The organism is Variovorax sp. V93, assembly GCF_041154485.1.
Lineage (GTDB): Bacteria > Pseudomonadota > Gammaproteobacteria > Burkholderiales > Burkholderiaceae_C > Variovorax > Variovorax beijingensis_A.
The window spans coordinates 474,791-497,817 of sequence record NZ_AP028670.1 but is presented as its reverse complement, the minus strand read 5'-3'; the positions used below and the strand labels follow the sequence as shown (position 1 = coordinate 497,817).

The following is a 23,027-nucleotide window of genomic DNA, read 5'->3' as shown; positions in this document are numbered from 1 at the left end:
GCTCAATGGGCCATCCAGACCGGCAGCGTGGCCGATTCCAGCACGGTGCGCGTGACGCCGCCGAGCACCAGTTCCCTTGCCCGGCTGTGGCCGTAGCAGCCCATGACGATCAGGTCGGCACCGACCTCAGTGGCCAGCGACAGCAGGGCCTTGCCGGGATTCCGCGCCTCGACAAGCCCATGCTCGTGCACCCGCTCGATGCCCCGCATCCGCAGGCAGTCGCGAACGGCCGCCATCCCGGACAGCGGGTCGCCCGGGCCGTCTTCCGCGGCACAGACGAGGTGAAGCTGCGTCGCCCCGCACAGCACCGGTGTCGCGGTGGCCAGCGCACTCGCGGCCTCGCGGGTGGAGCGCCATGCGACCAGCACCGTCCGCAACCGCGCCGGCGGTTCGCCTGCGAAGGGAACGATCAGGGCCGGCTTGCCGCTGCCGAGCAGCGCTGCCTCGACGAAATCGCCGGGCACGTCGAAGCCGGTGGCGTCGAAGGGATCGCGCTGCCCCAGCACCATGAGGTCCGCAGTCAGGGCGCGGCGCACGAAGGCCTCGACGACCGGCTCGCCGCGAAGCTCCTGCCAGTCGCTGCGAACGGCGCTGTCCTGCAGGGCGCGTTCGAAGGTCGCGAGGGCACGCGCCCGGTGATCGGGATCGACCGGCCCCCGCATCGGCATGGCCGGCAGGCCCCCGGGGAGGGCGAGTGCCGGCAGCACCGGCGGCGCGACCGCAAAGAAGCCGGTCAACGCGGACCCATGGGCCTGGGCGAGCTGGTGGGCGAAGCGCAAGCGCGTTTCGGCGCGGACGGTGCCGTCCAGGTGGACGAGGATCGATGGAAGCGTGCGCATGGCGGCCATGCTGCGCCGGCGCAGCGGCGCATGCCTTGCGCCAGCGCAATGAGGAACGGTGCGCGGGCTTGATCGGCATCAAGGCCACCGCACCGCGGCCGCCGAAGATGCGCCCATCCGTCTCTCTGCCGCGCCAAAGGTGCATCCCACTGCCGATCGGGGACCGTCCATGAACTTCAAAACCATCCTCGTGCATCTCGACCATTCCGACCGCTGCGCGGCGCGCACCGCGCTGGCGGCGCGATGGGCCGGAGCACACGGCAGCCATCTCGTCGGCCTCGTGCCCTCGGGACGGTACGACGGCGTGATTCCGGCCGATGCCATTGCCCCGGAAGTGGGCGACTTCATCGCGGCGTCGGCCGACTACCTGCGCCGCCGGGCCGAGACCATCGGCCGGGAGTTCGAGCAAGCCGTCGCGGCAACGGGTGCCGTCGCGCACGAGCTTCGTGTGGTCGACGCAGCGACGACCGATGCCGTGGTGCAACACGGTCGCGCGAGCGATCTCGTCGTGCTGGGCCGCGACGACGGCTCGGGCGCGAGGGACGTCGCCGTGCACGGCCTGGTCGGCCATGTGCTGATGGAAGTGGGCAGGCCGGTGCTGGTCGTGCCTTGCGACGGCGATTTCGAGGGCGTCGCGCGGAACGCGGTGGTGGCCTGGAACGGTTCGCGGGAGGCCGCCGTGGCGCTCCAGGCGGCGCTGCCGGCGCTGCAGCGCGCCCTCCGGGTGACGCTGGTGGACTTCCGCAGGCCGCAGGAGGCGGGCGACGATCGGCCGCCCTCCGCCGCGGAGATGCTCCGCTTCCTGGCGCGCCACGGCATCCAGGCGAGCTTCGAGCGCGATGTCGCGGGCAGCGATGTCGCCGCTGCGCTGCTGTCGCGCGTCTCGGAACTGGGCGCCGACCTGCTCGTGATGGGGGGCTATGGCCACCCGCGTGTGCAGGAAATGGTTCTGGGCGGCGTCACGCGGCAGATCCTGGCGCGGGCAAGCGTGCCGGTCCTGATGGCGCATTGAGGGCGCGACGGCGGCACGCCGCCGCGGGCGGCCGCGCCGGGAACTCAGCGCTCGAGCACGTAGGCGCCCGGCGCGTCGCCGATCGGCGGGTAGCCGTGCCGCGGCGAACCCATGCCCGGCGGCCGCCGCCTCGGTCCCGAATGCGCCGCCAGCCACTGCTGGAAGCAGGGCCACCAGGAGCCTGCCCTCTGCTGCGCGCGGTCGAGGAATTCGTCCGGCGCCACGTACGGCGCGTTCCTCGTGCGCTTCAGCAGCTGGTGGCTGCGGTGCGGATGCCCCGGCTCGCTCAGGATGCCGGCGTTGTGGCCGCCCTCCGTCAGCACGAAGCTGACCTCGGTGTCGCACAGCAGATTGATCTTGTACACCGATCGCCAGGGTGCCACGTGGTCGGTGCGGGTGCCGAGCGCGAACACCGGCACGTCGATGTCGTTGAGCGACACCGGCCGTCCGTCGACCAGGTAGTGGCCCTCGGCCAGCGCGTTGTCGAGGAACAGGCTGCGCAGGTAGTCGGCATGCATGCGGTGCGGCATGCGCGTGCCGTCTGCGTTCCAGGCCATCAGGTCGGTCACCGGCACGCGTTCGCCCAGCAGGTAGTTGCGCACCATCGGCGCCCAGAGCAGATCGCCCGGGCGCAAGGCCTGGAAAGCCGCCGCCATCTGCTCCGCGCCCAGGTAGCCCTGGCGCGACATGATGTCCTCCAGGAACGCCAGCTGGCTTTCGTCGATGAAGAGGCCCAGTTCCCCCGGCTCGGTGAAGTCGGTCTGCGCGGCCAGCAGGGTGAGCGTGGCCAGGCGGTCGTCCTTGTCTCGCGCCATGGCCGCCGCGGCGATCGCCATCAGGGTGCCGCCGAGACAATAGCCCACCGCATGGACGCGGCGCCGGGGCGCCACGGCCTCGATCGCGTCGAGGCTGGCCATGATGCCCAGGCGCAGGTATTCGGCCATGCCGAGTTCCGCGTCGGCCGCCTGCGGGTTGCGCCATGAGATCGCGAAGACCGTGTGCCCGTTGGCCACGAGATGGCGGACCAGCGAATTGTGCGGCGAGAGATCGAGCACGTAGTACTTCATGATCCAGGCGCTGACGATCAGCACCGGTTCGGCGTGCACCGTCGGCGTGGCGGGGGCGTACTGGATGAGCTCGATGAGCTCGTTGCGCAGGATCACCTGTCCGGGCGTGAGCGCGACTTCATGTCCGGGCCTGAACGACTCCGCCCCGGCCGGTGCACGCCCGAAGGCCATGCGGCCGGCATCCTCGGCCCAGTGCATCGCGCCGCTCGCCAGGCAGCCGCCGCCGGTGGCTGCGATCTTCTGCAGCACCTGCGGATTGGTGACCGCGGCGTTGGCCGGCGACAGCAGCTCCAGCCATTGCCGTGCCATGAAGGCCACCAGCTGTTCATGGTGGCGGTCCACGCCGGGCACGCCGTGAATGAAGGTGCGCAGGCGGTGGGCGGCGGCCTCGTGGGCCTGCCGGTACAGGCTGAACGGCCAGGCATCCCATTGCGGTCCCGACAGGCGCGGCTCGTGCACCGTCCCGGGTGCCTGGACCGCGGCTCCGTCGATGGCGGCGCGGATCGCGCGGCCGGGCTGCGTCGCGAGGTGGACGGCCCAGTCCGACCACGCCAGCATCTGCGCTGCGGGCGACATGCCTCCGCCCAGGTGGCCCCAGAGTGCGTGCAAGGTTCGGTCGAGTTCGTCGGGCTCTGCGTTCATGGTGTTTTGTTGCGGAAAGCTCGCGGGTGGTCAGTGCGGCCGGCTCAGGCGCACCTCGGGCCAGGAAAGTTCCAGTCCCATCATCGCGCGTGCATACAGGTAGTTGTTGAGCGTCCGCTCGCTGAGCGAATCCATGTCCACATGGCCGACCGCGTCACATGGAAAGACGAAGGCGCGGTGATTGTCGAACAGGGGTTGAAACCGAAGTTCGTAGCCACCGGATGCAGTGAGTGTGTCCATCTTGGTCTCCTTGGGCGTTGCGCTTGCGTTCGCCATTGCCATCGGAAAACGAATCGCGCCATACCAATTTAGAACCCGTGCTTGGCTGCATCATCAATGCTGCGCATCAGACGGAAACACTGTGTCAATCGTCGGTATCAGGGGCCGCTCGTCCTCGACCCTGTTCGTGCGCAGGGCTTCGCGTCCGCGCGGTGTGATCTCGAGCACGGTGGCTGCATCCTGTCGCTGGATGGGATCGACAGCGGCGTGCGGCGGTGGAATCCGCACCGTGATCAGACCGGCGGCGTCGAGCACGCGCAGCCTGTCGATCACCGCGGCATCGGCCCGGGTGCAGGGCAGCGGCGCTTCGGACAGCGCCCTCAAGAGGTTCAGGCACATGGGCAGACCTCCATGGGCTCAGTCGAGCGTGACCCAGAAGACGAACATGTTCAGCAACAGCCACGCACCCGCGGCAGACAGCACCGCGGCCAGCGCCACCGCGACCCACTGGAGGACGGACATGGCGGGTCTGCCGGGCGATCAGCGCCTGGCGTGGGCGCAGGTGCTGAAGCCGAAGAGCGAGTAGAGCGGGCAGGTGCCGATCACCCCGGTCAGCAGCGGCACCACGCCGATGTAGCCCCAGCGGCCGATGATTTCGGTGGCGGCGAGCACGATGAGCAGCGTGCCGCCGCTCACGCGCGCCGTGCGTTCGAGGGGGCCGATGTTTTTGGACAGGAAGGACATGCGTTTCTCCTTGCGGGCAGGAGCGCATCTTGTGCGGCGCCGGCCCGTCGGGCATTGAGGCAGATCAAGGAGGCGGGGGCTGCTCCGGATGTGTCCGCTCCCTCAGGCGGGCAGCAGCGCGCGGACGCTCGCCGCAATGGCGGGGGCGAGCCGGATCCGGTTGGATGGATGGCGGATGGTGTCGCAGCTGACGATGTCGCCCGCGCCGGCGGAGCGCAGATCCTCGAACGCGGTCTGCGCGAACACGGCGTGGACAGCCACGCACACCGGGGCGGCGAGACCGGCCCGGCGCAGGTGGCCGACCGTCTCGATCATGGTGCGGGCGGTCGAGACGATGTCGTCCACCAGCACCGGCGTGTGCGAACGCCAGCGCCCGACATCGGGCAGCGAGACCTCGACGTCGCGATCGCCGCGGCGCGTCTTGCTCAGCACGATGAACGGGGCCGCGGCATGTTGCGCCACGGCGCCGACCCATTGGGCGCTTTCCTCGTCGGGACCGATCAGCAGGGGCTCGCGCACATGGGCCCGAATCCACTGCGCCACGCTCGGCGAGGCATGCACGACGCCCGACGGAACGCTGCAGACCTGGGACAGGTCGGTGATGCGGTGCAGGTGGGGATCGACGGTCACGAGCCAGTCGGCACATTGCGAGAGCCATGCGCCCACATGCCGGGCGCTGACCGTCTCGCCGGGCTGGAAGCGCCGGTCCTGCCGCATGTAGGCCAGGTACGGCGCGACCAGGCCCACCGAGGTTGCGCCGGCGTCCCGCAGCGCCGCCGCCAGCAGGAACAGCGGCACGAGCTTGTCGTCGGGCCGGTCGAGCGTGCAGACGATGAGCGTCCCGCGTCCGTCGACCGGCGATTCGATGCGCACGTAGGACTCTCCATCGGGAAAGCGCCGCACCGTGGCCGCGCCGCGTTCCAGGCCGAGGCACGCGGCCAGCGCGTCGGCGAGCTGGCCGTTTCCGGGCATCGCGACCGCGACGACGGGCATGGTCATTCGAATGCCTGGGTTCCCGCCGCGCTGTGAACTTGGCGCAGGGCAGGCCGACGGTGGCGGACTATCGCAGGACCAGCACGGGAAGCGCCGAGTGCGCCAGCACGTGCTGCGTCTCGCTGCCCAGCAGCAATCGCTTGATGCCCTTTCGGCCGTGCGATGCCATCACGATCAGGTCGCTCTTGTGCTTCTTGGCTGCGGCGATGATCGATTCGGCCACCAGGTCGGAGCTGACCGTCGCCGTCTTGATGCGCACGCCGTCCTGCCTGGCGCGCGCGCTCACGGCATCGAGCATGGCCACGGCCTTGTCGTTCCATTGCTTCTCGACGCGGCTGACGTCCTCGGCGGAGACGGTCATGGAACCGTCGAAGTAGCTCCTTTGGTAGCGTGGAACCACATGGAGCGCCACGAGATCGGCGTCGTTCTGGGCCGCCAGGGAGATCGCACTCGCGACTGCTTTCTTCGAGAGCGCGGAACCGTCGGTGGGAACGAGGATGCGTTTGAACATGAGAGTCTCCGATGGAGTGTGTGCCGCGAGCTTAGGCTCGCGGCACGCGGCGTGCGTTGATTCAGATCAAGGGACATTGCAGCGGCCGCAGGGGCGCCGCATCGGGGCGGGTCAGGCCCGGGCCCGGCGGTGCGGCGCCGGCCGGCGCACCCGCGAAGGCGCGGCGCCCGCCAGGCGGGCGTAGAAGAATCGCTTGGCCATCTCCGCCAGCGCCAGGTAAGCCGCCAGCATGCCGGCCAGCCAGGCGAAGAAGATCGCGGGCGGCGGCTCGAAATGGAAGAACCTGGCCAGCGGCAAAAAAGGCAGCAGCAGCGCGGCGGCCACGACGAGGAGCGATGCCACGGAGAGCGCCGCGCCGGGGCGGCTGGCCCAGGGCCGGCCGCGGGTGCGGATCACGAAGATCACCAGCACCTGGGTGGCGAGCGACTCGACGAACCAGGCGGTGCGAAACAGCGGGGCATCGGCGTGCAGTACCTGGATCAGCAGCCAGAAGGTCAGTGCGTCGAAGGCCGAGCTGATCGCGCCGAACAGCCACATGTAGCGCTGGATGAACTTCATGTCGAGCGTGCGGGGCCGGTGCAGGTCGGCGGCATCCACGCGGTCGAGCGGGATGGCCGCCTGCGACAGGTCGTAGAGCACGTTGTTGAGCAGGATCTGCGCCGGCAGCATCGGCAGGAAGGGCAGCAGCAGCGAGGCGCCCGCCATGCTCAGCATGTTCCCGAAGTTGGAGCTCGTGCCCATCATGATGTACTTCATGACGTTGCCGAAGGTGCGCCGCCCTTCGAGCACGCCCTCGTGCAGCACGCCGAGGTCGTGGTCGAGCATGACGATGTCCGCCACCTCCCGCGCCACGTCGACCGCGCTGTCCACGGTCAGCCCCACATCGGCCGAGCGCAGCGCGGGGGCATCGTTGATGCCGTCGCCGAGGTAGCCGACCACGTGGCCGCGCGTCCTGAGCGCCAGGATGATCCGGTTCTTCTGCGCCGGGTTGACGCGGCAGAACAGGGTGGTGCGGCCCACGCGGGCGCGCAGCGCGATATCGTCCATGGCCGAGATCTCCTGCCCCGTGAGCACGCCCGCCACCGGGATGCGCAGCAGCGTGCACAGGTGCTGCGTCACCAGCTCGCTGTCGCCGCTCACGATCTTCACGTGGACGCCGCTCCTCGCCAGCGCGGCCATGGCTTCGCCCGCACCGGCCTTGGGCGGATCGATGAAGGCGGCGAAGCCGGCGAACACCAGCGCGCTCTCGTCGCGCACGTCGGCATGCGGATGGTCTGCGGGCACATCGCGCCAGGCCACGCCCAGCACGCGCAGGCCCTGCCGTTCGAGCGCATGGCAGCGCTCGCGCAGCTGCACCAGGGCGTCCGCGTCCAGCGGTGCCGGCGAGCGGCCCTCGTCGCGTTCGAAGCGGTTGCACAGGGCCAGCACGTCGTCCGGCGCGCCCTTCACCACCAGCCAGCGCGCATCGCCGCGGTCGAGCAGCACCGAGACGCGCCGGCGCTCGAAGTCGAAGGGCACCTCGTCGATCTTCTTCCAGGCCGCGGTGTCCATCGGGTGCGCCAGCAGTGCCTCATCGAGCGGGCTCTTCAGGCCGCTCTCGAAGGTGCTGTTGAGGTGGGCCAGCATCAGCACCCGTGCACTGTCGCGGCCGTCCGCGTCGGCGCAACAGGCCAGGCTGATGCGCGCCTCGGTCAGGGTGCCGGTCTTGTCGGTGCACAGCACGTCCATCGCGCCGAGGTTCTGGATCGAGGCCAGGCGCTTGACGATCACGCGGCGCCCGGCAAGGCGCATGGCGCCGCGCGAAAGCGTGACCGACACCACCATCGGCAGCAGCTCGGGCGTGAGCCCGACGGCGAGCGCCACCGCGAACAGAAAGGAGTCGAGCAGCGGCCGATGCAGGACCACGTTGACCAGCAGCACGAACAGCACCAGCAGCAGGGTCAACCGCATGATCATCAGGCCGAAGCGGTGCATGCCGATCTCGAACGCGGTGGGCGGCGGTTCGACCTGGATGCTGCTCGCCACCTCGCCGAGCGCGGTGCGTGGGCCGATGGCCATGACGCCGACGCGCGCGCTGCCGCTGATCACCGTGCTGCCCATGAACACCGCGTGGAGGGCGTCCTGCAGCTCGGGGGCATCGCCGCTTGGCGCGTCCGGGCGCTTCTCCACGGGGTAGGACTCCCCGGTCAGCAGGCTCTGGTTGACGAAGAAGTCACGCGCCTCCAGCACCAGGCCGTCCGCCGGCACGCGATCGCCCGCCGACAGCAGCATCAGATCGCCCGGCATCACCTCGGTCACCGGAATCTCCCGCGTGGCGCCGTCGCGCAGCACGCGGGCGCGCAGCGCCACCGAGGCGCGCAGCTTCTCGGCGGCGTTGCTGGCGCGGTGCTCCTGCACGAAGTCGAGCGTCACGCTCAGCAGCACCATCAGCACGATGATCCCGGCGTTGGCGATGTCGCCCGTGGCCGCCGAGATCGTGCTGGCGGCGAGCAGCACGAGGACGAGCGGATTGCGCAGCCGCGCGAGGAACTGCAGTGCCAGCGAGCGCTTCGCCTGCGGCTCGAAGCTGTTGGGCCCCCAGCGTGCACGCGCCTCGTCGGCCTGCAGCTGCGACAGTCCCCAGGCGGCGCCCGTGTGCGCACCAAGCCACCATGGCTCGGGGACGCAGGCTTCGGCGTTGGCGTGCGAAGGGTGTGGAACTGAGGGGCGCATGCCCCAGGCTAGGCCTGCCGGCGCGTCCCGGACTTGCGCCCGATCAAGCATCGGCGCGGCGGCGCGGAAGTCCGCAGGCGGTTGATCCAGCGCAAGGCCAGCCGGGGAGCGGCGGCCTAAGGTCGGCCCATCGCATTGCCCGAGCACCAGGAGCCCTCATGCAGACCCCGAAATCGATCCTGCTTCACCTCGACGGTTCGGAGCGCACGGCGGCGCGCATCGCGCTGGCCCGCGAGCTGGCCGAGACCTTCGATGCCGAAGTCACCGGCCAGCCGTGCACGCTGTCCGCACTCGTGCGCTACCCGTTCGCCGTCGAGGCCGCGGCGGAGGCGGTCGCGATCATGCAGGAGATCGACAAGGCGGCGCGCGACAGGATGTACGCCACCTTCATGGCGAACCGCGCGGGCTCGCAGCACCTGCACTGGGCCGAGCCGGAGAGCGACGGGCCCCTGGGATTCGCCCGGCGCGCGCTCTATGCCGACCTGCTGGTGCTGGGCCAGCGCAATGGGAACGACCCGGCGCACGGCGAGCTCCCGGGCGACTTCCTGCCCAGCCTGCTGGTGCAGAGCGGCCGGCCGGCGCTGGTGCTGCCCTACGCGGGGCCGATCGGCCCCGTCGGGCGCACCGTGCTGGTGGCGTGGAAGGAAACGCGCGAGGCCGCGCGCGCGGTGACGGCCGCGCTGCCGTGGCTGCGCACGGCGACCCGCGTGCATGCCGTGGCCTATGGCGAGGACGCGCAGGCCTCCCTGCAGAGCCTGCAGGACTACCTGCGGGTGCAGGGCGTGCGGAATCTCGAGCTGCATCCCGGCGGCGACGACGACGCGGATGCCGGCAGCAAGCTGCTTTCCTTCTGCGCCGACCTGAGCGCGGACCTGCTGGTCATGGGCTGCTACGGCCACAGCCGGGCGCGCGAATGGGTGCTGGGCGGCGCCACCCAGTCGATCCTGGAATCGATGACGCTGCCCGTGCTGATGTCGCACTGAGCGGCGCGGAGTTGATCCCGCGCAAGGCATGCGCGCCTGCCTGCCGCCAGCATCCGTGCATGCGGGTCGCCGATCCGGAGGACACATCGCCATGAGCACCGAATTCACTTTTCCCCTGGCGCTTTGCAAGGCGCAATGGGGCGTGTGGCTGCACACGCTCGACATGCTGGAGACCAGCGCGGCGCAATGCCTCGAACTCGGATCGCATGCGCTGCGCGACGGTGCGGCCGAGACCCGCGCCGAGGCGGACGCGGTTGCGCAGGCCGCAGACTGGCAGGCCCTGGCCGTGGCGTCGGTGAACGCCCTCCGGCGCACCGCGTCGGCCCAGGCCTCGGCGGTCTTGGCGTTTTGCCCGCCGGGCAGCGGCGGCACCACCCGCGCGCCCGAGCAGCGTCGGCAGCAGGCCGCACCGTCGCGTTCCACCCTCGACGCCGTGCCCCGGCAGGCCGTGGTGGCCGAGGCCCTGCGCACCTTGCACACGGCGCTGGCGCCGGCATCGCCATCCCGAAGGAAGCCGTGATGCTCTCGACGATCACCCTCCATCTCGACCACACCGAGCGCTGCGAAGCCCGCACCCTGCTCGCGGCCCGGCTGGCAAGGCAGCATGGCAGCCACCTGCTGGGCATCGTTCCCACGGGCGTGCAGGCCGGGGCGGCGGCCCTCCCGCAGGCCCCTGAGACCGCCGCCCTCATGGCCGCAGCTTCCCTGTACCAGCGCCGGCGGGCCGAGGCCGTCGCGCATGTCTTCCGCTGCCGGCTGCGCGACGCGGGCTCGCCGCCGTGCGAGATCCGGCTGGTGCATGGCGACCCCGTGGATGCCGTCGTCGACCACGGCCACGGCAGCGACCTGGTCGTGGTCGGCCAGCCGGACCGCCAGGCGGCGGTGGACGCCCGGGCGCGGCAACTGCCCGAAGAGGTCATGCTGCATGCGGGCCGGCCCGTTCTCGTCGTGCCGCGCGCGGGGCGCTTCGATGGCGCGCTGGGCCGGGTCCTGGTGGCCTGGGACGGCGGCCGGGAGGCGGCACTCTCGGTGCACGGCGCGCTGCCGCTGCTGCGCCAGGCCAGCCAGGTCACGGTGGTGTCGCTGCTGGCGGACGGCGCCAGCGCATCGGCCGGCGCGCCCTGCCCCGACGACCTGGACGGCTGGCTGCTGCGGCACGGCATTCGCGCCGATGTCGACTGCGGCGCGGCAGCCGGGGAAATCGGCGAGGCCCTGCTGGCGCGCGCGTCGGCCCTGGCGGCCGACCTGATCGTGATGGGCGGCTATGGGCACGCCCGGGCGCGAGAGCGCATCCTGGGGGGCGCCACGCGCAATGTCCTGGCGCGAACCCGCATCCCCGTCCTCATGGCCCATTGACGTGGGACGGGGGCTTTATCAGCGGGCGCCGGGCGGCGTCATTTCTTTGCAGGTTCCGTGCGGCGCGCCGCATGCTTCACGGCCTCGACCGTCCGCGCAGACGCGTCCGCGGCGGCCTTGGCGGCGCTGCGCGTGGCGTCCACGGCCTTGTCGAGCGCCTCGCGCGTGGCCTGGGCGGCCTTTTCGGCGTCCTCCTTGCTGGCCTCGGCGGAACGCTTGAGCGACTCTTCCGCCCTTTGCAGCGCTTCCGCGGTAGCGGCCGAGGCCTTCCTGCTTTCCTCCTGGACCGCGCGCGTGGCTTCCTTGCTTTCGTCGAGCGCCTTGCTCGCCGAGGTGCCGGCCTTTTCCTCCAGCCGGGTGGCGGCCTCGGCGGCCTTGCGCGCGGCGCGGCGCACGCCTTCGGCCAGCGCCTTCGACACCTTGCCGGTGGCGACCTCGCTCTTTTCGGCCGCGGCCTTTGCGGCGTCGGCGGCTTCGCGCGCGGCCTTCTCGGCCTCTCGCGCGGCCCGGCCGGCGGCGTCCCGGGCCTTCTGGGTCGTGCCGGAGGGCGGGCTCAGCTGACCCGGCGCGGTGCTGTCCGCGGCAAAGGCGATGCTGCTCAGCGCCACGGCGAGCGGGACCAGCAAGAAGCGGAGTTTCCTGGATGTCATGGTGGTTTCCTTGGTTGATGGGAATGCATTGAATTCATTCATGGTCGGCCGCCTCAGGCGGTTTTTCCTGTCGCACCAGCAGCACGGGAACCGGCGCGCTGCGCAGGATCTGCTCGGCGTCGCTGCCCATCAGCGCGCGTCCGATGCCGCGACGGCCGTGGGTGCCGATCACGATCAGGTCGCAGGCTGCCTTGCCGGCCTCCTCGACGACGATGTCGGCGATGCGTCCTGCGGTGATCTCGCGCAGCACGGTCTCCGCCACCAGGCCGGCCGCAGTTGCTTGGGCCTGGGCCTTGGCAAGCACCGATTCCCCGTACTGCCGCATCTTCTGGAGTCCGGCCTCGAAGCTGGAGATGGTGGACATCTGCGCGAGCATCGGGAAATCGTCGATCACGTGCAGCAGCCGCAGCCTGGCCTTGAGCTCGCCAGCCAGGCGGATGGCTTCCTGCAGCCCGCGTTCGGCGGTGGGGCTGCCGTCCAGCGGAACCAGGACATGCGAGTACAGGGACATGGCGTTCTCCTCGGGACCGCTTTTGAAACAGGCATCCGTCGCCGGCCCCGGCGCTGCGGACAGACGGATTCTTCGCCTGGCCATCGGCGGCGGCCTTGCGCCAGGTCAATATGGCGCGAACGTGCGCGCCTTGATGCGTGTCAAGGTTGTTTGGGTCCATGGGGCGAGACTGGCAGCCCTTCCATCCGAACTGCGCGCTGAACCGCCCGCCTGCCATGTCCTCACGCATTCCTGCTCCGCTGAAGCCTGAGTTGCCGCGGCCGGGATTGCCGCAGCATTCCAGGCGGCTTTGGGCCGCTGTCAGGCCGCATGTGGCGGGCGGACTCGCCGTGGCGGCCCTGCTGGCCGCGGGCGCATGGCTCGGGCCTCGCTGGCTGCTCGGGCCGCGCGTGGAGGTGAGTGCGGTCGTGCAGCGCGACTTCGTCCAGTCGGTGGTGGCCAGCGGGCATGTGGAGGCGCCGCACCGCGTGAACATCGGGACCCAGCTCACCGGCACGGTCCGGCGCGTGCCCGTGGCGGAGGGCCAGGGCGTCGAGGCGGGCCAGGTGCTCGTGGAGCTCGAAAGCGCGGAACTGGCCGCCGCCGTGGCGCAGGCGGATGCGGCGGTGTCGCAGGCGCGGGCGCGGCTGCGCCTGCTGCGCGAGGTCCAGGCGCCGGTGGCCGCGCAAGCCGTGCGGCAGGCCCAGGTGAACCTCGACAACGCGCGCGCACAGCTGCGCCGCAACACCGACCTGTTCAACCAGGGCTTCGTCGGGCAGGCCGCGCTCGACGACGTGCGCAAGGCGGTCGACCTGGCCGAATCGCAGCTGCGCGCAAGCCAGAGCCAGCTCGACAGCGCACGCGCGGGCGGAAGCGACGAGGCGGTGGCGGTCACCGCGCTCGACCAGGCACGGGCCGGCGCGGCCGCGGCGCGTTCGCGCCTGGTCTACGCGACCATCGTTGCGCCGGCGGCCGGCACGCTGATCGACCGCGCCGTGGAGCCTGGCGACGTGGTGCAGCCCGGCAAGGCACTGATGGTGCTGTCGCCGGCCGGCAAGACGCAGCTGGTGGTGCAGATCGATGAGAAGAACCTCCAGTCGCTCGCGCTCGGACAGAAGGCGCTCGCATCGGCGGACGCCTACCCCGCCCAGCGCCTGGCGGCCGAACTGGCCTACATCAACCCCGGCGTGGACGTGCAGCGCGGCTCGGTGGAGGTCAAGCTGGACGTACCCGATCCGCCCTCCTACCTGCGGCAGGACATGACCGTGTCGGTGGACATCCAGGTGGCGCAGCGGCTGCAGGCCGTGCTGGTACCTTCCGATGCGCTGCATGACGCCGACCGCGTCGGTCCCTGGGTCTTCAAGGTCGACGGGCGCCATGCGCGGCGGCAGCCGGTGCGCCTCGGGTTGCGCGGCGGCGGCCTGAGCGAGGTGCTCGACGGCCTGCATGCAGGCGATCTCGTGCTGCCGGCGAGGACGAGCGGCATCCGGGACGGCCAGCGCCTGCGCGCGGTGGCCGTGCCCGGTGAAACCGGCGCGCCGTTGCCATGAGCCGCTGGATGCCCTTTGAATGGATCGTGGCGCTGCGCTTCCTGCGCGAGGGGCGCATGCAGACCCTGTTCATCGTCGCGGGCATCGCCATCGGGGTGGCCGTGATCGTGTTCATGTCGGCGCTGCTCACCGGCCTGCAGTCCAATTTCATCCGCCGCGTGCTGACGGCCCAGGCGCACATCCAGCTGCTGCCACCCAAGGAGGTGGCGCGGCCGCTGGGGCCGGTGCGGGCGGCAGGCGGCGGCCCGCTGGAGGACGCGATCATCCAGGCGCCGCTGCAGCGGCTCAAGTCGATCGACCAGTGGCAGACGCTCGCGGCCCAGGTCCGCGCCATGCCCGAGGTGGCGGTGGTGTCGCCCATCGCGAGCGGCTCCGCGCTGGTGATCCGGGGCGAGGCGAGCCGCGCCATCTCGGTGATCGGCGTCGATCCGGCCCTGTACTTCCGCATCGTGGCGCTGCCCGAGAAGATGGTGCGCGGAACGACGCGCCTCACGCCGAGCGACATCCTCATCGGCACCGACCTGGCGAGCGATCTCGGCGTGGCGGTCGGCGACAAGCTGCGCGTGTCCGCGGCCGGCGGCGGCGACCAGACGCTCGCGGTGACCGGGCTGTTCGACCTGGGCAGCAAGCCCGCCAACCAGCGCACCACCTACGTGGCGCTGCGCACGGCGCAAAGCCTGCTCGGCCTGGTGGGCGGCGTGTCGGCGATCGACGTCACGGTGAAGGACATCTACGCCGCCGAGGCCGTCGCCCAGCGCATCACGGCCGCCAACGGCGTGCAGGCCGACAGCTGGATCGCGACGAACGCGCAGTTCTTCACCGCCGTGCAGGCGCAGAAGACCTCGAACACGGCCATCCGCTTCTTCGTCGCCCTGTCGGTGGCCTTCGGCATCGCCAGCGTGCTGGTGGTGTCGGTGGTGCAGAAGTCGCGCGAGATCGGCATCCTGCGCGCCATGGGCATTTCGCGCGGGCAGGTGCTGCGCGTTTTCCTGCTGCAGGGGGGACTGCTCGGGCTGACCGGTTCCGTCGGCGGCTCGAGCATCGGCCTGGTGGCGCTGCTGCTGTGGCAGCGCTATGCGCTCAATCCGGACGGCACGCCGCTCTTCCCGCTGGCGATCGAGCCCGGCCTGTTCGTGGCCTCGCTGCTGCTGGCGACCCTCACCGGCCTGGCGGCGGCTTTCGCCCCGGCGCTGCGCGCGGCGCGGCTCGACCCCGTGGTGGCCATCCGTGGCTGAACCGGTCGTCTGCCTGCGCGATGTGCGCAAGGCCTTCAACCTGGGGCTGGCGAACGAAACCGAGGTGCTGCACGGCATCGACCTCACGCTGGCGCGTGGCGAGTTCTGCGCCGTGATGGGGCCCTCGGGTTCGGGCAAGAGCACGCTGCTCAATATCGTCGGGCTGCTCGACCGGCCCACGAGCGGGTCGCTGCGCATCGGCGGCGAGGAAACCGGGGCGCTCGATGACCATGCGCTCACGCGGCTGCGCGGGCACAGCATCGGCTTCGTCTTCCAGTACCACAACCTGCTGGCCGGCTTCACCGCGCTGGAGAACGTGATGATGCCGATGCTCGGCGACGCCACCTTCTTCAACGACGGCATGGCGCAGCGCGCCGCGGCGCTGCTCGACAGCGTGGGCCTTTCGAACTGGCGCGACAGCCGGGTCACCGAACTCAGCGGCGGCCAGCAGCAGCGTGTGGCGGTGGCCCGCTCGCTGGCCATGGCGCCGCCGCTGCTGCTGGCCGACGAGCCGACCGGCAATCTCGACACCAAGTCCGCCGATGCCGTGTTCGAGCTCCTGCGGAAGGCCAACCGCGACCACGGCATGGCCGTTCTGTTCGTCACGCACAACCCGCTGCTGTCAGCGCGCTGCGACAGGATCATCCGGGTCGTGGACGGCCGGCTGGAGCGCTGAGGCCGGCGTCCGACGCAGCCATTGCGCTGGATCAAGCGGGCGGGTGGGCACTGCGCGGACGATGGTGCCTTCACCCGCCGCGGCCGAACAGGAGACGAACATGCGCTCGACACAGACCCCGCTCGACGGCCATCGAAGCAAGCGCGGGCGCCGCGTGCCGGCCCCGCTGCAGCTGGCGGCGGCCGTGCTGGCCGCGGCGGCGCTGCAGGGCAGTCCGGCCCGCGCCCAGAGCCCGTCGCGCGGCGAGCTGCTCTACAACACGAACTGCATCGCCTGCCACAGCACGCAGATGCACTGGCGCAGCCGGAGGCTGGCCACCGACTGGAACAGCCTCGAGGAACAGGTCCGGCGCTGGCAGCAGGCCGCCTCGCTCGGCTGGCGCGACGAGGACATCGCGGAGGTCGCGCGCTTCCTGAACGAGCGCTACTACGGCTTCACGCCGGCGATCAGGTCGGGGTCGCCGGGGGTGCCAGGTCCATCACCATTCGCCGCAGGCCCGAGGCCGGCGGCTCTGCCGGATCGGCCTTGAAGCCCATGGCGGTCGAGAGCTTCAGCATGCGGGTGTTCTCGCGCAGCACGAAGCCGACCAGGCGCTCGATGCCGCGGCGGCGCGCGTGCTCGATCAGGCGCTCGAAGAGCAGGGTGCCCAGCCCCTGGCCCTTGAGGTCGGAGCGCACGATGATCGCGAACTCGGCCTCCACGTTGTCGGGGTCGCTCACCGTGCGCGCCACGCCCAGCGTCTCGGCGCCGCCCTGTGCATCGACGCCCTCGGCGATGAAGGCCATCTCGCGGTCGTAGTCGATCTGCGTGAGGCGGGCGAGCTCGCTGCGCGGCAGCTCGTTGCGGGTCGAGAAGACGCGCATGCGGATGTCTTCCGCATCCAGCGACTCGAGGAAGCGCCGGTGCTGCGCCTCGTCCTCGGGGCGGATCGGCCGCACCACGATCGAGCGGCCGTTCCAGGCCTGCGTGCGCACCCACTGCGCGGGGTAGGGCAGGATGGCGAAGCGTTCGGCGCCGGCCACCGGCGTGCGCGACAGCCGGACGCGCGCATCGAGCGCCAGCGCGCCGCTTTCGTCCACCCACAGCGGGTTGATGTCGAGCTCGGCCAGTTGCGGCAGGTCGGCCAGCATCTGCGAGACCGCCACCAGCACGTCGTACAACGCGTCGAGCCGGGCCGGCGGGTGGTCACGGAAGCCAGCCAGCAGGCGCGCGATGCGGGTGCGCGAGACCAGCTCGTGCGCCAGCGCGCGGTTCAGCGGCGGCAGCGCGATGGCCGTGTCGCCGATCACCTCGACCGCGGTGCCGCCCTGCCCGCAGAGGATCACGGGGCCGAACACGCTGTCGATGCTGGCGCCGACGATGAGTTCCTGCGCATGCGGGCGGTGCACTGCGGGCTGCACGGTGAAGCCGTCGATCCGCGCCAGCGGCCTGGCGCTTCGCACCGCCTCGAGCATCTCGCGGGCGGCGCCGGCCAGGGCGGCATCGCTGTCCAGCCCGAGCCGCACGCCGCCCACATCCGACTTGTGGGTGATGTCGCGCGACAGGATCTTGAGCGCCACCGGATAGCCCAGGCCGCGCGCGGCTTCGACGGCCGCCTCGGCCGTGGCCGCAACCGCCAGCGTGGGCACGACCTCGATCCCGTAGGCCTTCAGCAGGGCCTTGGCCTCCTGCTCGCCCAGCCACTCGCGGCCTTCGGCCATGGCGGCGTCCAGCGGCGCACGGACTGCGGCGCTGTCGGGCGCGGTGTGGGGGCTGGCGCTCGGCGTCTCGGTCAGGATCTCCTGGTTGCGCCGGTAGGTCTGCAGCATGGCGAAGGCATGCACCGCTTCTTCCGGCGTGGCGTAGTCGGCGATGCCCGCGTCCTCGAAGAGCTTGCGCGCCTGCGCCACCGCGTGGTCGCCGAGCCAGGCGCTCATCACGCGCGAGGCGTGGCTGCGCACCAGCGGCAGGCAGGCGCGCGCGATGTCCTCGGCGCGCACGATGGCGGTCGGCGCATGCACGAAGAGCACGGCGCCCGCGGAGTCGTCGGCCAGCAGGGCCGAGAGGGTTTCCGCGTAGCGCTCGACCGGCGCGTCGCCGATGATGTCGATCGGGTTGGCATGCGACCAGTGGATCGGCAGGAGGGCATCGAGGCGGGCCAGGAGGGCGGCGCCGGGCTCCGCCAGCGCCACGCCTTCGTGCGCGGCGGCGTCGGCGGCCATGACGCCGGCGCCGCCGCCATTGGTCATGACCGTGAGCGTGGTGTGCCGATTGCCGCGAAAGCGCGACAGCGTCTCGGCGGCGATGAACAGCTCCTGCAGGGTGTCGACGCGCAGCATGCCGGCGCGCCGGATGGCCGCGTCGTAGACCGTGTCGGAGCCGGCCAGCGCGCCGGTGTGCGAGGCGGCCGCCTTCACGCCGTTGCCGGCGCGCCCGGCCTTCACCACGATCACCGGCTTGTTGCGAGCGGCGGCCCGCGCGGCCGACATGAACTTGCGCGGCGATTCGATCGACTCCACGTAGAGCAGGATCGATCGTGTGCGCGCGTCGCTGGCCAGGTGGTCGAGTAGGTCGCCGAAGTCGACATCGCAGTGGTCGCCCAGCGAGATCAGGTGCGACAGGCCGACGCCCCGGCTGCGCGTCCAGTCGAGCACGGCCGTGACCAGCGCGCCCGATTGAGAGACGAAGGCCACGTCGCCCGCCAGCGCATCGGTGTGCGCGAAGCTGGCGTTCAGGCCGATGTGCGGACTCAGCAGCCCCAGGCAGTTGGGCCCGAGCAGCCGCAGCGTGAACGGCCGCGCCGCCTCCAGCGCGGCCTTCTTCTGTTCCGCGCTCAATCCCGCCGTGACGATCACCACCGCGCGGGTGCCGAGCGCGCCGAGTTCGGCGACCAGCGGCGCCACGGTGGCCGGCGGCGTGCAGATCAGCGCCAGGTCGGGCGCCGCGGGCAGATGGGCCGCCGTGGCGAAGATCGGCACGCCGTCGAGCGTTGAATGCTTCGGGTTCACGCCATACACCGGCCCCGCGAACCGGCCGGCGCGCAGGTTGCGCCAGACCGTGGCGCCCACGCTGGCGGGCCGGTTGGAGGCGCCGAACACGGCGACGGAGGCCGGCGACAGCAGGCGATCGAGATGGCGAATGCTCAAGGGAGGCTCCGGAGTGGACGCTCATGGTGCCGGGCGGTGCCGGCCCCTGCCTTGACGCATGTCAACCTGTCGCCGCGGCGCAGGGCCAAGCTCGGGCACTCGATGGAACACAGAGCCATGCGAACCGATTCCGCCGCTACTGGGCCGATGCCGCCGATCTTCGATCCGTGGCAGGCCTGCGTGGCCGCGGCCGAGGTGTCGATGGCCACGCAGGCCTCGGCCGAGTCGCTCGCCGCGCAGCGCGCGCAACGGCTGGCGGCCCTCCTTGCGGCTGCGGCCGAGCGATCGCCGCGGTACCGGCGCCTGCTGGCCGGGCGCGATCCGGCGAGCCTGCGGCTCGAAGACCTGCCGGTGGCGCACAAGGCCGAGCTGATGAGTGATTTCGGGGCCTGGGTGAGCGATCCGGCACTCGCGCTCGGCGAGCTGCGCCGCTTCGTCGCCGATCCCGCGAACATCGCCAAGGCGTACCTGGGCCGCTACACCGTGTGGGAAAGCTCGGGCAGCACCGGCGAACCCGCGATCTTCGTGCAGGACGCGCGGTCCATGGCGGTGTACGACGCGCTCGAGGCACTGCGCCGCCCGCTGCTGCGGCCGCTCGGGCGGCTGTTCGATCCGCTGGGCCTGGCCGAGCGCATCGCCTTCGTGGGCGCCACCGAAGGACACTTCGCCAGCACCGTATCGGTCGAGCGCCTTCGGCATCTGCAGCCGGGCCTGTCGCGGCGCCTGCGGGGCATCTCCTTCCTGCAGCCGATCGGCGACCTGTGCGCCGAGCTCGACGCCTTCGCGCCCACCGTGGTCGCGACCTACCCGAGCGCCGCCTTGTTGCTGGCGCAGGAGCGCCGCGCCGGCCGGCTGAAGGCTTCGCCGCGCGAGATCTGGACCGGCGGCGAGACGCTGTCGGCCGCCAGCCGCGCGTTCGTGCGCGACGCCTTCGCCTGCCCGGTGGCCAACAGCTATGGTGCCTCGGAGTTCCTGTCGCTGGCCTTCGAATGCGAGCTTGGCGTGCTGCACCTCAACAGCGACTGGGCCATCCTCGAGCCCGTCGATGCGCACGGCCGCGGCGTGCCGCGCGGCCATGCCGGCGCCACGACCCTGCTGACCAACCTGGCGAACCACCTGCAGCCGCTGATCCGCTACGACCTGGGCGACCAGGTCACGCTGCTCGGCGCGGCCTGCCGGTGCGGCTCGCACCTGCAGGCCATCGAGGTGAAGGGGCGCGACGACGACACGCTGAGCCTGGCGGGAGGCGCCGGCATGCCGGCGGTGAAAGTGGTGCCGCTGGCGGTGAGCACGGTGCTCGAGGAGGAGGCCGGCCTGTTCGACTTCCAGCTCGTACAGCAGGGTCCCCGCGAGCTGCTGCTGAAGACCGGCAGGCAGGGGACGGCGGCGCAGCAGGCCCTGGAACAGGCCGGCAAAATACTGGGGGCCTTCCTGTCGAAGCAGGGGGCGCGGGGCGTGCGCATCCGCTGCCGCTGCGGCGAGGACCTCCACCGCGGCCGCAGTGGCAAGACGAGGCGCGTGATCGCCGGGTGAGGGGCGCGAGCCTGGCGCCGGATCGTCGGCAGGGGTGTGTGGCGCGCGCCGTGAAGCGGTGCGACATGGCCCGCCGGCCTTGCGTTGGATCAACGCGGGCATCGGCGCCGTCCGCGACCATCGCCGCATGGCAAGCAAATGGCGAACGCGACATGGATCGGGAGCTGGCGGCGCGGTGCGCGCGCGGCCGGGAAGGCGCCGCGCGGCCCGGTGGATGGCCGCCGCTGCCGCGGCGTGCGTGCTGGCGGGCTGCGCGTCGGCATCGCGGGACGATGCCGCGCGGCCGACCGTGGCCGCGCTGTTCCCGCAGCAGCAATGGCCGCAGGGCGCGGATGCATTGCAGCTGAAGTGGCAGGACTATTTCGTCGATGCAAGGCTTCGCGAACTGATTGGCCTGGCGCTCGACAACAACAGGGACCTGCGCATGGCGCTGCACCGCTCGGCGCAGGCCCGCGCGATGTTCGCGGCGCAGCGCGCCGAACGCTTTCCCGTCATCGGCGTCTCGGCAGGGGTCGACCGGTCCCGCGTCCCGGGCGACCTGAACCTCACCGGAACGCCCATCATCGGCAGCAGGTATGACGTGGGGATCGGCGTGGCCAGCTGGGAGATCGACCTGTGGGGACGCCTGCAGAACCTGCAGGACGCGGCACTGGAGAACTTCCTCGCCACGCAGGCCGGCCGGCGCGCGGCCGCGGCCAGCCTGGTGACCGAGGTCGCCAACGGGTACCTCTCCTTGCGCGAGACCGACGAGCGCCTTGCGCTGGCGCGCCGGTTCACGGCCAGCCGTGCGGAGAGCCTGCGCATCTTCACCCGCCGGATGGAGGAGGGCGCCACCTCGCGCCTGAACGTCACGCAGGTGGAGACGCTCCTGATGCAGGCGCGCGCCCTCGGTGTGCAGCTGGAGCAGTCCCGCGCGGCGCAGGCCCATGCGCTCACCTTGCTGATCGGCGCGCCCGTCGACCTGGCGCCGGCGGCCGACCTGCTCGCCGAGCACGACGTGGTGGGCGACGCGGACCCGGGGCTGCCGTCGGACATGCTCCTGGACCGTCCCGACATCGCCGCCGCGGAACACCAGTTGCAGGCCGAGAACGCCAACGTCGGCGCCGCACGCGCCGCCTTCTTTCCGCGCGTTGTCCTCACCGCATCGGCAGGCACGGCCAGTGCCGAACTCAAGGGCCTCTTCGCGGCCGGCAGCAGTGCCTGGGTCTTCTCGCCGCTCGTGTCGCTGCCGCTCTTCGACGGGGGCCGCAGGCGCGCCAACCTCGGAATGGCCGAGGCACGCCGGCAGCAGGCCGTGGCCAACTACGAGAAAACCGTGCAGGGGGCTTTCCGCGACGTCGCCGACGCGTTCTCCGCGCGCCGCTGGTCCGCCGAGCAGGCGGCCCTCGCGCAGAGCGCGCTCGCCGTGCAGACCGAGCGCGCCCGCCTTGCGCAGCTGCGCTACGACAACGGCGCCGCCGCCTATCTCGAGGTCCTGGATGCACAGCGCGACCTGCTGGCCGCGGGGCAGCAACGCGTGCAGGCGCGCAGGCTGGCGCTGGCCAGCCGTGTCGGCGTCTATGCCGCGCTCGGCGGCGGCTCGCTCGCCATGGCCCTGGCGCCGGAGGCACCATGAAGACCGGACTGCGCAAGCTGCTCCTGCTGGTGGCTCTGGCTGCCGTCGTGGCAGGCGTCGGAGGGTACCTCTGGGCGCACCTGCACCGCGACGGTCCGGGGAGCGGCTTTGTCAGCGGCAACGGCCGCATCGAGGCCACGGAGTTCGACATCGCGAGCAAGCTGGGAGGGCGGGTGCGCGACATCCAGGTCGAGGAAGGCGATGTCGTCGCGGCCGGCCAGGTGCTGGCCCGCATGCAGGTGCAGACGCTCGAGGCGCAGCGCGACGAGGCCCGCGCGCGGCACACCCAGGCCATCGTCGGCATCGGCAGCGCCGAGGCGCAGGTCAACGTGCGCGAGAACGAGCGCGACGCGGCCATCGCGCAGGTGGTGCAGCGCGAAAGCGAGGTCGACGCCGCGCGGCGCCGGCTGAAGCGTTCCGAGACCCTGGTGCAGGAAGGCGCCGCATCGGCGCAGGAGGTGGACGACGACCGCGCCCGCGTGCTGGGCGCACAGGCCGCATTGGCCGCGACACGCGCCCAGGTGCAGGCGGCGAGGGCGGGCGTGCTGGCCGCCCGCGCGCAGGTCAGCGCCGCACGCTCGATGGTCGCGGCCGCCGAAGCCACCGTGGCCCGCATCGACGCGGACATCGACGACAGCGCCCTGGTCGCGCCGCGCGACGGCCGGGTCCAGTACCGGATCGCCGAGACGGGCGAGGTGGTCGGCCCGGGCGGCAAGGTGCTCAGCCTGGTGGACCTGTCGGATGTGTACATGACCTTCTTCGTGCCCGAGGTCGTGGCCGGCCGGCTCGCGCAGGGCGCCGAGGTCCACATCGTGCTCGACGCCGCACCCGAATACGTCCTGCCCGCGCGGGTCTCGTTCGTGGCCAGTGCGGCGCAGTTCACGCCCAAGACCGTCGAGACGGCGAGCGAGCGGCAGAAGCTCATGTTCCGGGTCAAGGCGCGGATCGACCGCGACCTGCTGCGCAAGCACCTCGCGCATGTGAAGACCGGCCTGCCGGGCGTCGCCTGGGTGAAGCTGGACCCGGCGGCCGAATGGCCCGACGGGCTGGCATTGAAGGTCCCGTGAGCCAGGCC

At 71.5% G+C, this 23,027-nt stretch carries 22 protein-coding genes; 11 read left to right on the top strand and 11 right to left on the bottom strand.

The window, feature by feature from the left end; translation table 11 throughout:
- Positions 1–2: 2 nt before the first annotated feature.
- Positions 3–839: a universal stress protein gene (locus ACAM54_RS28320; protein WP_192325709.1), complete on the bottom strand. Its 837-nt coding sequence runs from the start codon at positions 837–839 to the stop codon at positions 3–5.
- 169 nt (positions 840–1,008) lie between these two features.
- Here ACAM54_RS28320 and ACAM54_RS28315 point away from each other — a divergent pair, with 169 nt between their 5' ends.
- Positions 1,009–1,851, top strand: a complete 843-nt coding sequence (locus ACAM54_RS28315) for a universal stress protein (protein WP_369651536.1) — start codon at positions 1,009–1,011, stop codon at positions 1,849–1,851.
- Between the two features lie 44 nt (positions 1,852–1,895).
- On the opposite strand, the gene ACAM54_RS28310 is transcribed toward ACAM54_RS28315, so the two are convergent.
- The 7 genes from ACAM54_RS28310 to mgtA form a co-directional block, all read right to left on the bottom strand.
- Positions 1,896–3,560 (bottom strand): PHA/PHB synthase family protein, encoded by a 1,665-nt coding sequence (locus ACAM54_RS28310; protein WP_369651537.1) that lies wholly within the window; start codon positions 3,558–3,560, stop codon positions 1,896–1,898.
- Between the two features lie 30 nt (positions 3,561–3,590).
- On the bottom strand, positions 3,591–3,800 hold the full coding sequence (locus tag ACAM54_RS28305) for a hypothetical protein (RefSeq protein WP_192325703.1): 210 nt from the start codon (positions 3,798–3,800) through the stop codon (positions 3,591–3,593).
- A 93-nt stretch (positions 3,801–3,893) separates the two neighbouring features.
- A complete protein-coding gene (locus ACAM54_RS28300) occupies positions 3,894–4,178 on the bottom strand; it encodes a hypothetical protein (protein ID WP_209502048.1) in 285 nt (94 codons plus the stop codon).
- Positions 4,179–4,319: 141 nt separating this feature from the next.
- Positions 4,320–4,523 carry a DUF2892 domain-containing protein gene (locus ACAM54_RS28295; protein WP_369651538.1) on the bottom strand — a complete coding sequence of 68 codons (204 nt, stop codon included), beginning with the start codon at positions 4,521–4,523 and terminating at the stop codon, positions 4,320–4,322.
- A gap of 102 nt (positions 4,524–4,625) precedes the next feature.
- Positions 4,626–5,522: a ribose-phosphate pyrophosphokinase gene (locus ACAM54_RS28290; RefSeq protein ID WP_369651539.1), complete on the bottom strand. Its 897-nt coding sequence runs from the start codon at positions 5,520–5,522 to the stop codon at positions 4,626–4,628.
- 61 nt (positions 5,523–5,583) lie between these two features.
- Positions 5,584–6,027, bottom strand: coding sequence for a universal stress protein (locus ACAM54_RS28285; RefSeq protein WP_192325695.1), 444 nt, complete (start codon positions 6,025–6,027; stop codon positions 5,584–5,586).
- Positions 6,028–6,138: 111 nt separating this feature from the next.
- Positions 6,139–8,739: a magnesium-translocating P-type ATPase gene (mgtA, locus tag ACAM54_RS28280; protein WP_369651540.1), complete on the bottom strand. Its 2,601-nt coding sequence runs from the start codon at positions 8,737–8,739 to the stop codon at positions 6,139–6,141.
- Positions 8,740–8,897: 158 nt separating this feature from the next.
- Between mgtA and ACAM54_RS28275 the strand changes: the two genes are divergently transcribed.
- From ACAM54_RS28275 to ACAM54_RS28265, 3 genes are all read left to right on the top strand, one after another.
- The gene (locus ACAM54_RS28275) at positions 8,898–9,722 is read left to right on the top strand and encodes a universal stress protein (protein ID WP_369651541.1); all 825 of its coding nucleotides are present in this window, start codon (positions 8,898–8,900) and stop codon (positions 9,720–9,722) included.
- Between the two features lie 91 nt (positions 9,723–9,813).
- Complete coding sequence (locus ACAM54_RS28270; RefSeq protein ID WP_192325689.1) at positions 9,814–10,242, top strand: hypothetical protein; 429 nt, start codon at positions 9,814–9,816, stop codon at positions 10,240–10,242.
- Complete coding sequence (locus tag ACAM54_RS28265; RefSeq protein WP_225613095.1) at positions 10,242–11,078, top strand: universal stress protein; 837 nt, start codon at positions 10,242–10,244, stop codon at positions 11,076–11,078. Before ACAM54_RS28270 ends, ACAM54_RS28265 begins: the two co-directional genes overlap by 1 nt.
- Before the next feature lie 38 nt (positions 11,079–11,116).
- On the opposite strand, the gene ACAM54_RS28260 is transcribed toward ACAM54_RS28265, so the two are convergent.
- Together ACAM54_RS28260 and ACAM54_RS28255 are read right to left on the bottom strand one after the other, a co-directional pair.
- Positions 11,117–11,728, bottom strand: coding sequence for a hypothetical protein (locus tag ACAM54_RS28260; protein ID WP_192325685.1), 612 nt, complete (start codon positions 11,726–11,728; stop codon positions 11,117–11,119).
- Positions 11,729–11,762: 34 nt separating this feature from the next.
- Positions 11,763–12,239, bottom strand: a complete 477-nt coding sequence (locus ACAM54_RS28255; protein WP_192325683.1) for a universal stress protein — start codon at positions 12,237–12,239, stop codon at positions 11,763–11,765.
- 215 nt (positions 12,240–12,454) lie between these two features.
- On the opposite strand from ACAM54_RS28255, the gene ACAM54_RS28250 reads away from it, so the two are divergent.
- The 4 genes from ACAM54_RS28250 to ACAM54_RS28235 all read left to right on the top strand — a co-directional run bounded on the left by ACAM54_RS28250 (position 12,455) and on the right by ACAM54_RS28235 (position 16,208).
- Entirely contained in the window at positions 12,455–13,768 is a 1,314-nt protein-coding gene (locus tag ACAM54_RS28250) for an efflux RND transporter periplasmic adaptor subunit (protein ID WP_192325681.1), read from the top strand.
- Positions 13,765–15,003, top strand: coding sequence for an ABC transporter permease (locus tag ACAM54_RS28245; RefSeq protein ID WP_192325679.1), 1,239 nt, complete (start codon positions 13,765–13,767; stop codon positions 15,001–15,003). The genes ACAM54_RS28250 and ACAM54_RS28245 overlap by 4 nt, the downstream gene beginning before the upstream one ends.
- Positions 14,996–15,679, top strand: coding sequence for an ABC transporter ATP-binding protein (locus ACAM54_RS28240; RefSeq protein WP_192325677.1), 684 nt, complete (start codon positions 14,996–14,998; stop codon positions 15,677–15,679). The genes ACAM54_RS28245 and ACAM54_RS28240 overlap by 8 nt, the downstream gene beginning before the upstream one ends.
- A 100-nt stretch (positions 15,680–15,779) precedes the next feature.
- Positions 15,780–16,208, top strand: coding sequence for a cytochrome c (locus ACAM54_RS28235; RefSeq protein ID WP_192325675.1), 429 nt, complete (start codon positions 15,780–15,782; stop codon positions 16,206–16,208).
- Here the strand turns inward: ACAM54_RS28235 and ACAM54_RS28230 are convergent.
- A complete protein-coding gene (locus ACAM54_RS28230) occupies positions 16,126–18,804 on the bottom strand; it encodes a GNAT family N-acetyltransferase (protein WP_369651542.1) in 2,679 nt (892 codons plus the stop codon). The genes ACAM54_RS28235 and ACAM54_RS28230 overlap by 83 nt on opposite strands.
- A gap of 117 nt (positions 18,805–18,921) precedes the next feature.
- On the opposite strand from ACAM54_RS28230, the gene ACAM54_RS28225 reads away from it, so the two are divergent.
- The 3 genes from ACAM54_RS28225 (at position 18,922) to ACAM54_RS28215 (ending at position 23,019) form a co-directional block, all read left to right on the top strand.
- On the top strand, positions 18,922–20,337 hold the full coding sequence (locus ACAM54_RS28225) for a phenylacetate--CoA ligase family protein (RefSeq protein WP_225613094.1): 1,416 nt from the start codon (positions 18,922–18,924) through the stop codon (positions 20,335–20,337).
- Positions 20,338–20,551: 214 nt separating this feature from the next.
- Positions 20,552–21,952 carry an efflux transporter outer membrane subunit gene (locus ACAM54_RS28220; RefSeq protein WP_192325671.1) on the top strand — a complete coding sequence of 467 codons (1,401 nt, stop codon included), beginning with the start codon at positions 20,552–20,554 and terminating at the stop codon, positions 21,950–21,952.
- Positions 21,949–23,019 (top strand): HlyD family secretion protein, encoded by a 1,071-nt coding sequence (locus ACAM54_RS28215; RefSeq protein WP_192325669.1) that lies wholly within the window; start codon positions 21,949–21,951, stop codon positions 23,017–23,019. Before ACAM54_RS28220 ends, ACAM54_RS28215 begins: the two co-directional genes overlap by 4 nt.
- Positions 23,020–23,027: the final 8 nt, after the last annotated feature.